Origin of the sequence: Silvanigrella paludirubra (assembly GCF_009208775.1) — a bacterium.
Classification (GTDB): Bacteria; Bdellovibrionota_B; Oligoflexia; order Silvanigrellales; family Silvanigrellaceae; genus Silvanigrella; species Silvanigrella paludirubra.
Window position 1 is genome coordinate 366246 of record NZ_WFLM01000005.1, and the last position, 14406, is coordinate 380651.

The 14406-nt window shown below is 30.8% G+C and carries 11 protein-coding genes; 9 read left to right on the top strand and 2 right to left on the bottom strand.

The annotated features are described in order from the left end of the window. Positions 1 to 39: 39 nt before the first annotated feature. Positions 40 to 2040: a methionine--tRNA ligase gene (metG, locus tag GCL60_RS14920; RefSeq protein WP_153421471.1), complete on the bottom strand. Its 2001-nt coding sequence runs from the start codon at positions 2038 to 2040 to the stop codon at positions 40 to 42. Between the two features lie 108 nt (positions 2041 to 2148). After that, the gene (gene rpoZ / locus GCL60_RS14925) at positions 2149 to 2376 is read right to left on the bottom strand and encodes a DNA-directed RNA polymerase subunit omega (protein ID WP_148698522.1); all 228 of its coding nucleotides are present in this window, start codon (positions 2374 to 2376) and stop codon (positions 2149 to 2151) included. Between the two features lie 201 nt (positions 2377 to 2577). Here rpoZ and GCL60_RS14930 point away from each other — a divergent pair, with 201 nt between their 5' ends. From GCL60_RS14930 to betA, 9 genes are all read left to right on the top strand, one after another. Continuing rightward, positions 2578 to 4149 (top strand): ABC transporter substrate-binding protein, encoded by a 1572-nt coding sequence (locus tag GCL60_RS14930; protein WP_153421472.1) that lies wholly within the window; start codon positions 2578 to 2580, stop codon positions 4147 to 4149. A 9-nt stretch (positions 4150 to 4158) separates the two neighbouring features. Next, on the top strand, positions 4159 to 5079 hold the full coding sequence (locus GCL60_RS14935; protein ID WP_153421473.1) for an ABC transporter permease: 921 nt from the start codon (positions 4159 to 4161) through the stop codon (positions 5077 to 5079). After that, a complete protein-coding gene (locus GCL60_RS14940) occupies positions 5076 to 5930 on the top strand; it encodes an ABC transporter permease (protein WP_153421474.1) in 855 nt (284 codons plus the stop codon). The genes GCL60_RS14935 and GCL60_RS14940 overlap by 4 nt, the downstream gene beginning before the upstream one ends. Before the next feature lie 496 nt (positions 5931 to 6426). Further along, entirely contained in the window at positions 6427 to 8718 is a 2292-nt protein-coding gene (gene metE, locus GCL60_RS14945; protein WP_153421475.1) for a 5-methyltetrahydropteroyltriglutamate--homocysteine S-methyltransferase, read from the top strand. A gap of 176 nt (positions 8719 to 8894) precedes the next feature. Next, positions 8895 to 9881: a choline ABC transporter substrate-binding protein gene (choX, locus tag GCL60_RS14950; protein WP_202614041.1), complete on the top strand. Its 987-nt coding sequence runs from the start codon at positions 8895 to 8897 to the stop codon at positions 9879 to 9881. Between the two features lie 31 nt (positions 9882 to 9912). After that, positions 9913 to 10749: an ABC transporter permease subunit gene (locus GCL60_RS14955; RefSeq protein ID WP_153421476.1), complete on the top strand. Its 837-nt coding sequence runs from the start codon at positions 9913 to 9915 to the stop codon at positions 10747 to 10749. Further along, entirely contained in the window at positions 10746 to 11609 is an 864-nt protein-coding gene (locus GCL60_RS14960; protein ID WP_153421477.1) for an ATP-binding cassette domain-containing protein, read from the top strand. The genes GCL60_RS14955 and GCL60_RS14960 overlap by 4 nt, the downstream gene beginning before the upstream one ends. Before the next feature lie 12 nt (positions 11610 to 11621). Beyond that, positions 11622 to 12689 carry an aromatic ring-hydroxylating oxygenase subunit alpha gene (locus GCL60_RS14965; protein ID WP_153421478.1) on the top strand — a complete coding sequence of 356 codons (1068 nt, stop codon included), beginning with the start codon at positions 11622 to 11624 and terminating at the stop codon, positions 12687 to 12689. Further along, on the top strand, positions 12670 to 14367 hold the full coding sequence (betA, locus tag GCL60_RS14970; protein WP_153421479.1) for a choline dehydrogenase: 1698 nt from the start codon (positions 12670 to 12672) through the stop codon (positions 14365 to 14367). Before GCL60_RS14965 ends, betA begins: the two co-directional genes overlap by 20 nt. Positions 14368 to 14406: the final 39 nt, after the last annotated feature.

The window sequence follows — 14406 nt, forward strand, 5'->3', positions numbered from 1 at the left end:
TATTTATTTCACGAAAAACTCAATTTTAATAAATCATAATTAACTTAACAAAGAACCTTCTTTCAAATATTCTGGAAGAAAAACAGGACTTATTTTTCCTTCAATTGTATCTGTAGATAACATCATTCCTTCGCTTGTTCCGAAACGCATTTTACGCGGCGCAAGATTACAAACTATAATTACTTTATGATTCACAACTTCCTCAGGTTTTACCCATTCTCTAATTCCTGAGAAAATTTGCCGTTCACCAAATTCACCAAGAGAGACAACAAGTTTTAATAATTTATCGGAACCATCTACACACTCAGCACTAACAACAGTACCAACACGCATTTGTACTTTAGAAAAGTCTTGAATTTGTATTATATCAGTAGCGAGATTTGTATCTGAATTTTTATTTTCTATATTAGATAATTTTTCTGATTTATCCACTTTTTTAACTTCTGATTTTTTAATTTCTTTTTTCTTATCAGGCTCAATGGCAGCAAGTTCAGCAGCAATATCAATTCGATTAAATAACTTTGGAATATGATCACAGACAAATCCACTATAAATAGAAGTAAATTCTTTTACTTTATTAATGGAAGGTGGAGTATGATTTAAATTTTCACCTATACTTAACAAAAGTTCATTCATTTTTGAAGGATGAAATGAATAAGATAAATATCCTACGGTTCTTAAAACACCAACACATGTAGCTAAAATATTTTCTAATTGAGCCAAACTTTTTTCATCGTTGTTTTTTGCAATTTCCCATGGTTTTTGATTTGCAATAAGTTTATCAGCTAAAGAAACTAAATTAGATATTTCATTCATTGCATCTGCAATTCTAAATTCATCAAATGATTTAGTAACATTGATTAAAGCATTTTGGGAGATTTTAACAATTTCTTTTTGTTCATCATTTAATTCATTCAAATGGAATTTTGGGATTTTTCTCTCAAAATATTTTTCAATCATGGCAAGAGTTCTTGATAATAAGTTACCAACACCATTTGCAAGGTCAGAGTTATATCTTTCAAAATAGGACTTCCAAGAGATATCAATATCATCACCAGGATTAGTAGCTCTAAAAACAAAATTAACAAACATATCTCGACCATAATGTAAAATTTGGTCAACAGTAACAACGTTACCTAAACTTTTTGACATTTTATGTGCATCTTTTAGCAACCAACCTGTTATTAATAACTTTGGCAAAGGAATATCTAAAGATAAACACATTGCAGGCCAGAATATACCATGAAATTTAATAATATCTTTACCAATAATATGATTTACATTTTTCCAAAATTCACTTGTACGAGCTTGATCTAAGCCACCAATACCTGTTACGTAATTTGGTAATGCATCAAACCAAACATAGGCAACATGCTCTTTATCAAAGGGCAATTCAATTCCCCAAGTTAAACGAGTTTTTGGTCTTGATATACTTAAATCACCTTCCAAATTTTTTAACATACCAAGTAGTTCATTTTTATATTTTTCTTGATGTGTTATTTTTCCTTGAGAAATAAGATCAATTAATTTATCGCGGTATTTTGAAGTTCTAAAAAAGTAATTTTTTTCTTTACGTAATTCTGTTGGTCTTTTATGAACTAAACAATTATTATTTTCATCACGCTCTGAATTTGTTAAAAACCCTTCACACTTTATGCAATAATAACCTTCATGCTCCCCAAAATAAATATCACCTTTTTTATGACAGTAATTTAAAATATCTTGAACATTTTTAACATGATCTTTATCTGTAGTTCGAATAAATATATCGTTATTTAATTCAAATCTTGCAAATTCTTTTTTCCATAAAATAGCCATGTCATCGACAAGTTTTTGCGGAGATATTTCAAGTTCTTTAGCTTTATCTTGAACAGCTTCACCGTGTTCATCAAGGCCTGTTAAAAACTTTACATTTTCTCCTCTTTGGGAATAATGTGTCTTTAAAATACTTGTTAAAATAGTAGCATAAACATGCCCAGCGTGAGGACTTCCATTTGCATAATAAATTGGAGTTGTAAAATATCGACAAGGTGTAGCCATTATAAAATCCTTTTTATTTAAAATAAAAAACTGGAAACTGCATGGAATACAGGATCCAGTTTTAAAAAATGAATGAATCACAACTCATGGGAGAGAATTAAATTAAAGCTACTTAACCTTGTTTGGCAAATGTAATCCAGGAACAATTTCAGCATTTTTAATTCCTACTTTTCCAGCAGCAATTTCACGTAAAGCAGTTACTGCTTCTTTATTTTTGCATTCAACTAGAGCATCACTTCCTTTTTGAAGCTGACGCATACGACGAGCCGCAAGCATAACTACAGCAAAGCGGTTAGGAATTTGATCTAAACAATCTTGAACAGAAATACGAGCCATAATGCTTCCTTAAAAAGAGCAAAAGGAGAATGAATACACTGTCTTTTAAAATACAGTATATCCTATGCTTGTAGCAATAGCTTAAGCATGCGTCAACACGTTTTTAAACATTGAGATCCAAGTTTGCATCGTTTTTCTTACCGTCCTAAAATATGTTGATCGATAGCTTTTTTTAAAGCGCCTAATTGGAGATTTTTATAAATGACAGTCCATTTTACCACAAAAAAAATAGCAATTACAGCAATATCTGCTGGAATTGTGGCTTATATCATCTATTTATCAGCAGGAGGCAAAAGCTCCTTAAATGAAAGAAATAATAAAGACATTCTTACAATTGCATTAGATTCTAAAGTAAGCTCTGGCGACCCCCGTATAATAGGTGGAGACGCAAATAGCTTATATATTGAAAATATAAGGTTTTTACCTTTGGTCAGCTTTGATGAACAAGGTAGTTTAATTAATATATTAGCCAATGAAATAAAGCCTATATCTAATAAAGCATGGAATATAACCCTAAAAAAAGGGATTAAATTCAATAATGGTAAAGTAATAAATGCCTATGATGTTGAAGCTACATACAATCAAATTATAAATCCCCAAAAAGGGTTTCCCCCAAGCCCAAGAAAAGCAGCTTTTAGCAATGTTACTTCATTTAAAGCTCTTTCTGAAAACCAACTTCAAATTGAGTTAAATTCACCAGACGCATCTTTTTTAAACAATTTAATTGTAGGCACACTCCCGAAAGATGCCGTTTATTCGGCTGCCCCCAATGAGATAAATAATAAAGGCTACGAAAGTGGACCCTATATTTTAAAATCAGCAGACTCTTCAGACTGGATTTTAGTAAGAAATGATCAGTATAATTACTCAGAAAAACCTAAAATGAAAGAATTGGATTTTAAAATTATTTCAGACAGCGGGACACGCTACGCTGCATTAGTAAGAGGAGATATTGACATTGCTCAAAATGCAATTGATCCCGATAAAGTCTCTTTAATTCAAAAGTCAAAGACAGATACATTTCATATTTTAAGTGCTCCAAAGTTATCAACAACATACTTGGCATTTAATTTTAGAGATCCAATTTTTAGCAATTTAAAAGTACGCCAAGCAATTGCTTATGCAGTAGATAGAAAAAGTCTTTTACAATTTAGATTACAAGGACAAGGCGTATTGGCTTCTAGCATGTTTCCTCCTAGTAATTATTATTTTGATTCAGCAATACCTGAAATTCCATTTAACCCTCAAAGAGCAAAATCCCTTTTAAAAGAAGCAAATTTACAAGAGCCTATTTCTTTTTCTATAAAAGTTTCTAATAGTAACAAAGCGACAGTTGAAGTTGCAAAAGCAATCGCTGCAAATTTAAAAGATGTTGGTTTTTCTCCCACTGTTGAAATGCTAGAAAATAGTGTTTTTAGTGACCAGGTAAAAAGAGGTGTTGCCAAAGTTTGGATTTCTCCTTGGGTTGGATTTAAAGATCCCGATCATTTACGATTTGTGTTTGCTTCAAATATGACGCCACCAAACGGAGGAAATAGAGGAGCCTTTGCTAACACACAAATAGATGAGCTTTTGCAAGAAGGAAAAGAAGAAATCAATCCTGAAAAAAGAAAATTAATTTATGATCAAGCTCAAAAATTATTAGCAGGCGAACTTCCATATGTTTATTTATGGCATAGTTTAAATGTTGCAATTGTTTCTAAAAATATAGAAGGTTTTAAATTATACGCTGACGGAAGATATTGGTCTCTTGTTAACGTTACAAAAAAATAAAGGACACGAATGCTTAAAATTTTTGTGCAACGTTTTTTACAATTGATAGCTGTTCTTTGGGGTGTTTCCTCTATTGTTTTTTTTCTACAAAGAATGATCCCTGGTAGTCCAGCTGATACCATTTTAGGAGTAGACGCTTCTGATGCGGACAAAGTAGCATGGCTTACTTTATATGGATTTCAAGATCCTTTATGGAAACAATATTTTAATTTTATAATTCAATTATGCCAAGGTGATTTAGGAAGAAGTTATTCAGGTTATATTTCGGTTACTGAAATTATTGTGCCTCGATTATGGGAAACAATACAACTAGCAACAGTTGCATTCATTTTTTCAATTTTACTCGCAACATTTGTTGGCGTTATAAGTGCAGCTTTTTCTGGCAAGTTTACAGATAAAGCTGCTGCCATTATTTCTTTATTAGCAATATCAGCTCCAAGTTTTATTATTGGTCCAATTTTAATGTGGTTATTTGCTGTTAAGTTAGATATTTTTCCATTAATGGGAAATTTTGGAGCAAGTTCTTTTGTATTACCAGCTATTACTTTAGGTGCTTCATTGGCAGCGTTTTCAAGTCGCATGATCCGAAGCGGAATTGTCGATGTTTTACAAGAAGATTATATTAGAACAGCAAAAAGCAAAGGTTTGTCTCCATTTACTGTTTTAACAAAACATGCACTAAGAAATGCTTTTTTGCCAACACTAACTGTTTTAGGAATGCAATTAGGTGTATTATTAAGTGGAACAGTAATAACGGAACAAATTTTTAATTGGCCCGGACTCGGAAGTCTTGTTGTAGAAGCAGTTCAGCAGCGAGAATATAATATTGTCTCAGGATGTGTAATAATAATGGCTACTATTTATGTGGCATGTAATTTATTAGTAGATATTTTATATCGAGTTTTTGACCCTAGGGTAAGATTATCATGAAAAAAATTACACATCGTTTCTTTAAAATTGCAGGCAAAGATAAAACAACAATATTCTCTGGTATGATTTTATGTTTTTGGGTTTTTATTGCTCTATTGCCTTTGGTTTTTTCTAAATTATCAAATATACCAATACATCTTCAGGAAAGACTTCAAGATCCTTCTTTAAATTATTGGTTTGGTGTAGATGGAAATGGACAAAGCGTTGGATTGCTCATTATGAATGGAGCTTCAACATCTTTAATTGTTAGTCTAATTACAGTGAGTATGTGCCTTGTCGTTGGCATTCCTCTTGGAGCAATTGCTGGATTTTTTGGTGGTAAAATAGATACCCTTATTTCAAGATTTATAGATATTTTATTAGCATTTCCACCTATGGTTCTTCCAATTGCTATCATGGCTTTTTTTGGGGGAGGATTAATTAACGTTGTTATAGCTTTAAGTATTACTGGTTGGGTAAGTTATGCTCGTGTTGTTCGAGGTCAGTTTTTATCTTTTAAAGAAAGAGAGTTTGTTGTTGCCGCAAAATCTTTAGGTGCTTCCAATCACCGTATGATGTTTAAACACATATTCCCTAACACGATCTCTCCTTTAGCTGTTCAAGCAACATTTTCATTAGCTGGAGTTATTATCGCTGAAGCTGGGTTAAGTTTTTTAGGTCTAGGAGTAAGCCAAGCCCATGTTAGTTGGGGAGGTCTTTTAAATTCTGCTCGTGATTATTTAACGACAAACCCCTATTTAGCTTTTTTTCCTGCACTTGCCTTATTTTCTATTGTCGCAAGCCTTAATTTTATTGGAGAAGCATTGCGTCTTACTTTTGACCCCAAGAGCATTGGTGCAGGCAGAATATAAAAAAATATTAATAAGATTAAATTAACAATAAAAAAATATTCAATTCAAATGTTTTATTATTCAAATTAAAAAAGTTATAATTTTTTTGAATTTATTTTAAATAATTAAAGTAGGGGGTTAAATGAGAGCAATATTTGTTTATGTTCTGGTCCTTATTTCGGCTCATAACCAAATATCGTCAGAAAAATTAAATCATATAAAGCTTTCCTATAATTCATCGCTTGCAATTCATAATTTTTTTGTTAACATTTAATTTATAGCGCCAATTTGAACTGCAGCTTGCAGGCGCTTAATAAATAGAGCTAAAGCGTGGAGATCAGTAATGCTATTATTCTATTATCCTCAGTATATTTACAATTCCTTCGTTTTTTCTTTTTTTAATTCTTTTTTAGTATTTATTAGAAAATTAAATTTTATGCATTGAACTATATAATTTTTAATAAATAAACAATTTCATATTTTTCACAAACCATAACTTATCTTAAGGAGATTAGATATGACTTATTTTCATACACATATTCTTGGATTCCCAAGAATTGGCAAAAATCGTGAATTTAAAAAAGCTTTAGAAGCTTATTGGAATTCAGAAATATCAGAACAAGAATTACAAAATATTGGAAAAGATATTAGAAAATACAATTGGGAAATCCAAAAAGATAGCGGTCTTGATTATATCACAGTGGGAGATTTTTCTTGGTACGATCATATTTTAGAAACAAGTGCATTGTTAGGTGTTGTTCCAAGTCGATTTAAAGAAAAAATAGATACAATAAATTTAGATTCTTTATTTTTAATGGCTCGTGGACAATCCTCAAATTCAAATAATATTTCAGCATGCGATATGACCAAATGGTTTAATACAAATTACCATTATATTGTTCCTGAATTTACGGAAGATCAAAATTTTACAATTTCTACAAATACTTTATTCGAGCATATTGATGAAGCCCAGGAGCAGGGTTATCTTGTAAAACCTGTTCTTGTCGGACCATTAACATATTTATGGCTAGGAAAAGCGAGTCATCCTAATTTTGACAAATTAACTTTAATCAAAAATATAATTCCTATTTACAATCAAATTTTTAAAAAACTAAAAGAAAAAAATATAGATTGGGTTCAAATAGATGAACCTATTTTAACTCTAGATTTATCACCTGAATGGATAAACTCATTTTCAGAAACTTATCAAAAATTAAATTTTAATAACTTAAAAATTTTATTAGCAACATACTTTGGTTCTATAGAAGATAAAATAGAACAGATCAATCGACTACCGATTCATGGACTTCATGTAGATTTATGTTCTAATCCAGAACAAATAGAATCAATTATAAATCAATACTCAGTTGATAAGGTATTATCCGTTGGGGTCATTAATGGAAGAAATATCTGGAAGTCCGACCTATTTAAAATTGAATCGAATTTAAATTATCTTAAAAATTTATTTGGAGAAAACTTATGGATAAGTGCAAGTTGTTCTTTATTACATTCACCTGTTGATTTAGATAGTGAACATAATATAGATCCCGAGATTAAAAACTGGCTTGCTTTTGCAAAACAAAAAATACAAGAAATTTCTTTAGTATCAAAAATATTAAGCAACTCAGAAGATAAAAATACAAATACATTTATTATTGAAAATTTTAAATCCACACAATCAAGACTAAAATCAAACAAGGTGCATAATTCTGAAGTTCAAAAAAATATTAATCTTATAAATGAAAATTATTTTAAAAGAAAAAGTGATTATAAAGAAAGAGCTCAAATTCAGAAAAATAAATATAATTTACCATTATTTCCAACAACAACTATTGGTTCTTTTCCACAAACAAAAGAAATAAGAGGGCTCAGAAAAAAATTAAAAGATAAAAAAATTGACCTAAATTTATATAATAATGAAATCAAAAAAAATATTTTAGATTGTATCCAAAGACAAGAAAAATTAGATATTGATGTTTTAGTTCATGGTGAAGCAGAAAGAAATGACATGGTGGAATTTTTTGGCGAATTATTAGAAGGATTCATTTTTACTTCTAATGGTTGGGTTCAAAGTTATGGCTCAAGATGTGTAAAACCTCCCGTCATTTATGGTGATGTCTATCGTAAAAAACCACTAACTTTAGAATGGACGTCTTACGCTCAATCTTTAACAGAAAGACCTGTAAAAGGAATGCTAACGGGTCCTGTTACGATCATTTCTTGGTCTTTTGTTAGAGACGATCAACCAATAAAAGAAACTGCAAAACAAATTGCTCTTGCCCTAAGAGAAGAGACGATTGATCTTGAAAAAGCAGGAATAAAATTTATTCAAATTGATGAACCTGCTTTTCGAGAAGCACTCCCTTTAAAAAAGAAGGATTGGAAAAATTATTTTGATTGGGCAATACCTTGCTTTAAAATTGCGTCATGCGGCATAAGCGATGAAACTCAAATTCACACACATATGTGTTATTCTGAATTTAATGATATTATTTCATACATTGCTGAACTAGACGCCGATGTTATTACCATTGAATGCTCAAGATCAAATATGGAATTATTATCTGCATTTGAAAATTATTGTTATCCAAATGAAATTGGGCCTGGTATTTATGATATTCATTCACCAAACATTCCAAATACAGATTTAATGGTGAATAATTTAAAAAAAGCATTAAATTTTATTTCGAAAGATAAATTATGGATTAATCCAGATTGTGGACTTAAAACAAGAAATTGGCCTGAAGTAGAATATGCTTTAAAAAATATGGTGCTTGCTGCGAAAGAATTGAGAAAAAATGCAACTTAGTGCAAATTAAAAAAATTTGCACTCTTTTTAAAAATGTATTCATAATCATATCTTTGTAATAAAAAATATTTCATTAAAATAAAATAAAGATTACCAATAAAATAGAAATAAATAAATTTTAATAAACACTTTCATTGAATAGACAAATTAACAAAATTCTTGTAAAGAATAAAGCAATGTCTGAAATTAAATGCTCTATCCAATTTTTAGAGGAAAACATGCGAAAAATATATTTATTATCGTCTATTTTATTTGGAGTAATTTCATTTCAATCATTTGCTATTGCAGATTGCAAAAAAGTACGATTTTCAAGTATTGGATGGACAGATATTTCTGCTTCAACTGCAGTTGCTACCGAAGTTCTTAACACTTTAGGTTACGAAACAAAATCGACAGAATTGTCGGTACCAATGACTTTTGCAGGAATGAAAAATAAAGACATAGATGTGTTTCTTGGAAATTGGATGCCATCTATGACGGCCGATATTCTTCCCTATCAAAAACAAGGTTCCGTTGAAACGATTGGTACTGTCTTAAGAGGTGCAAAATATACTTTAGCAGTTCCATCCTATGTATATGAAGCTGGTGTAAAAACTTTTGCTGACATTGCAAAATATAAAGATAAATTCCAAGGAAAAATATTTGGCATAGAACCTGGAAATGATGGAAACAGACATATCCTTCAAATGATTCAAGACAACGCATTTAATTTAAAAAGCTGGAAGTTAATTGAATCGAGTGAACAAGCCATGATTATGGAAGTTATGCAATCCGTAAAAAGAAACAAATGGATTGTATTTTTAGGCTGGGAACCACACACAATGAATAAAATGATTAAAATGAATTATCTTGATGGGGGAGATAAATATTTTGGTCCAAAAGAAGGAGAATCTATTGTTTATATAAATAGTAGAAAAAACTTTTCGAAAGAATGTCCCGAATTAACAAAATTTTTTCATCAATTTAACTTAACAATTGAGGATGAAGAAGAAATTATGGGAATGATACTAAATAAAAAAATGGAACCAAAAGACGCAGCTCGTATATGGATAAAATCAAACTTTCCAAAAGTTAAAAAATGGTTGACAGATATAAAATTAAGCAATGGAAACAATGCAAATTTTGAAGAATTTCAAAAAAACTTCTTAACTATAAATAAATAATTTATTTTAAGTAAATTAAAAGAGGATATTTATGGAAAAAATACCAATAGGAATTTGGGTCCAAGATATAGTTAATTATATAGTTGATTTATCAGAATATCATTTAAGATTATTTTCAGACTCTTTAAATTTAGTTATTGGTAAAACAGTTGATGCATTGGAATGGACAAATCCATTTATATTAATTCTTATTATAGTAATATTAACTTACATAATAAAAAGAAATTGGAAAACATTAATTTTAATTATTTTTGGATGTCTTTTTATTTTAAATCTTGGCTACTGGAGAGAATCTCTAGAAACAGTTACGTTGGTACTTTTTTCTACTTTAGTTTCTGCATTAATTGGAATTCCTCTTGGAATTTTATGTGCTCATAGACCATTTTTCTACTCATTTTTAAGACCAATTTTAGATTTAATGCAAACAATACCTACTTTTGTATATTTAATACCTACATTAATGCTATTTGGCTTAGGAATGGCACCAGGACTTTTTTCAACCATTATTTTTTCAATGCCTGCCACAATTCGTTTGACTTATTTAGGAATGAGTAAGGTACCACCTTCACTTATGGAAGTAGCTGACTCATTTGGCGCAAATCGATGGAAAAGATTATGGACAATTGAATTTCCTTACGCGAAAAGTTCCATTCTAACAGGAATTTCTCAATGCGTTATGCTTTCACTATCTATGGTTGTAATAGCTGCTTTAGTTGGCGCAGAAGGCCTAGGAAAACCAGTTGTTCAAGCATTAAATACCGTGAATATTGTCAAAGGTTTTGAATCTGGATTAACAATTGTCATTATAGCCATTTTACTTGACAGAATATTATCTGTTTCTAACAAAAAAGTTGGTGAATTAACATGACTCAAGAATGTTTTAATATTAGTCATCTTGATTTAGTTTTTGGAAAAAATCCAAATAAGGCCTTTAATGCTTTAGATGCTGGTAAAAGCAGAGATCAAATTCATAAAGAATTAAACCAAATTGTAGCCGTCAGAAAAGTTAGTTTCAAAGTATATCAAGGCGAGATTCTAGTAATAATGGGTTTGTCTGGTTCAGGAAAATCATCATTGTTACGTTGTTTCAATGGAATGAATGGAAGAAGTCATGGAGAAGTAAGGGGGACAATTCAATTTAGAGATCCCTCAACACAACAATTAATAGACATAATTCACTGCCCAAAAAATGAATTAATGGGAATTCGAAAAAATAAAATCTCTATGGTATTTCAACAATTTGGTTTAATGCCATGGAGAACGGTTGAAGAAAACGTAGCTTATCCTTTAGAAATTCAAAAAATTCCAATTGAAGAAATAAAAAAACAAGTTGCAGAAAAACTTCATTTAGTTGGCCTCTCTGAATGGAAAAATAAGTTTCCACATGAGTTATCTGGTGGAATGCAACAACGAGTTGGATTAGCAAGAGCTTTTGTTACAGATGCCGATGTTTTACTAATGGATGAACCATTTTCAGCATTAGATCCTTTGCATAGAAAACATTTACAAGACGAAATTTTACAGCTTCAATATAATTTAAAAAAAACAATTATTTTTGTTACCCACGATTTTTCAGAAGCAATTCGGATTGGTTCTCGAATTGCAATTATGGACTCAGGAAATATTTTACAAATAGGAACTGCAAAAGATTTAATTGATAAACCTTCATGTGAAATAGTAAAAAGATTTACATCAGACGTTACTTTAAATAATCCTATTTATTCTTAAGGAAACCAAGCAATGAGTGTATTTACTAAAACTATTCCAGCATCATGGTATTATGATCCTGAAATTTATGAGATGGAAAGAAAATCTGTTTTTGCATCTGAATGGATTTATATTGCGGAAGAAACAGATTTAAAAAATGAAGGCGATTATATTAAACATGATATAGCAGGTTATCCTATTTTTCTTGTTAAAGGAAATGATAAGATAATTAGAGCATTTCATAATGTTTGTATTCATAGAGCAGCTCCTTTAGTGAATGAAAAAAACGGAAGTTTAAAAAATTCGTCTATCACATGTAAATATCATGGATGGACATATGATTTAAAAGGAGAATTAATGAATACTCCTTTATTAGAAACTTCCGAAGTTAAAAAAAACTGTAACTCTTCTTTATTTGAAATAAAAGTTGATATCTTCAATGGTTTATTATTTATAAATATGGATAAAAATTCCTGCCCTTTTAATGAATTTATTTCCCCCTTAAAAACTGAAATAGAACATTCTAAATATCCTATGAATGAATACACAATTTATGAAAGCATGGAAAAAGAAGGAAATTTTAATTGGAAAACATGGCTTGATGGCTTTCAAGAATGTTACCATTGTATGACAGTCCATCCTTTATTTAATAGAGATTTTTATTTAAGAAAATATAAAATTGAAAATAAAGATCGTTATTCTGTTCATTCTTGTGAAAGAAAAACTTCTTCTGGAATGGGTCACTTTGAAGGGCTATGGCTGTGGCATTATCCTAACTTAGGTTTACCTTGTTATGAAAACTGTTTTTATATGTTACAGGTAAATCCTATAAGTCCAAATAAAACAAAATTAAATTATCGATTTCGTTTTAAACAAGACGTTACTTTAGAGCAAAGACAAGAATTTGTTAAATTAATTGAAAAAATTACTGTTGAAGATATTTTAATTTGCGAACAAGTACAAAAAAATCTTGAGGTTGGAATTTATCAAGAAGGTATTTTGCATCCTGAGCGTGAAAATGGGGTTGAATATTTTCATTCCTTAGTAAGAAAAGCAATTACAAATTTAAAAGGAAATCGTGATGTCAAAAATTCAATATGATTTTATTATTATTGGTGGCGGTTCTGCTGGCTGCGTTTTAGCGAATCGCTTAAGTACAAATCCAGATAATAAAGTATTAGTACTTGAAGCAGGAAGACCTGATTATATTTGGGATATATTTATTCACATGCCAGCCGGGCTAATGTACCCATTAGGTAACAAAGCATATGATTGGTGTTACCAATCTGATCCAGAGCCATTTATGAATGGAAGACGTATTTTCCATGGTAGAGGTAAAATATTAGGAGGCTGTAGCTCAATCAATGGAATGATTTATATTCGTGGAAATCCTCTTGATTATCAAAAGTGGGCTAATCAAAAAGGATTAGAAGATTGGAATTATCAACATTGTTTACCCTATTTTAATAGAGCGGAAACAAGAATGATTGGGGCCAATGAATACCACGGATTTAATGGTCCACTTATGCTTGAAACAGCTTCATGTGAAAATCCATTATTTCAATCCTTCTTTGAAGCAGTCCAACAAGCAGGATATCCCTTAACAGATGATGTCAATGGTTATTGTCAAGAAGGGTTTGGACGTTTTGATAGAAATATTAATAGAGGTCGAAGACTTTCAGCCGCTAGAGCTTATTATCACCCTATAAAAAAGAAAAGACCAAATCTTCATTTAAAAACACGAGCGCTAACAACAAAAATATTATTTGATGGAAAAAAAGCAATCGGAGTTGAATATCAAAAATTTGGAATTACTCATAAAGTATATGCTGGCGAAATTATTTGTTGTGGTGGTGCTATTAATTCGCCACAATTATTACAATTATCTGGTATAGGAAATGCAACTGAATTAAGATCGCATGGAATTAAGGTAACTGAAAACCTTCCAGGTGTAGGCGAAAATTTACAAGATCACCTCGAGGTGTATGTTCAACATGCCTGTAAGTTACCCGTAAGCATGTACCCAGCGTTAAAATGGTGGAATAAACCCAAAATAGGGTTTCAATGGTTATTTCAAAGAAAAGGAGCCGCAGCAACAAATCATTTTGAGGCTGGTGGATTTATTAGAAGTAACAATGAAGTAACATATCCAAATATTCAATTTCATTTTTTACCACTAGCTGTTCGGTACGATGGATCTTCTCCATCTAATGGACACGGCTACCAAGTCCATATAGGTCCCATGAATTCCGATGCAAGAGGTCATGTAAAAATTCGCTCCTCAAATCCAAAAGAATATCCAAGTTTAAAATTTAATTACTTATCAACAGAACAAGATCGCAGAGAATGGATAGAAGCCGTTCGCTGCGCTCGAAAAATATTAAGCCAAGATGCGATGAATGAATTTAATGGAGGAGAAACATCTCCAGGCCCTGCTGTAGAAACGGATAAAGAAATATTAGACTGGGTAGCACGGGATGCCGAAACTGCTTTACATCCTTCTTGCACTTGTAAAATGGGTGAAGATCCTATGTCTGTTGTCGATCCCAAAACTATGTCCGTTCATGGAATTAAAAATTTAAGAGTTGTAGATGCCTCTGTGATGCCTTTTGTTACGAATGGAAATATTTATGCTCCCGTTATGATGATTGCCGAAAAATCTGCAGATATTATTTTAGGTAACACATTACTGGCTCCAGCTTCTGTAGATTATTACCAGCACGAATCAAATAATAAATCTAAAAATAGTTATACTCAATCTGAACTAAGCATGCAGTAAACTTATTAAATTAACAATTTTGGATTTTAAATGACAAAT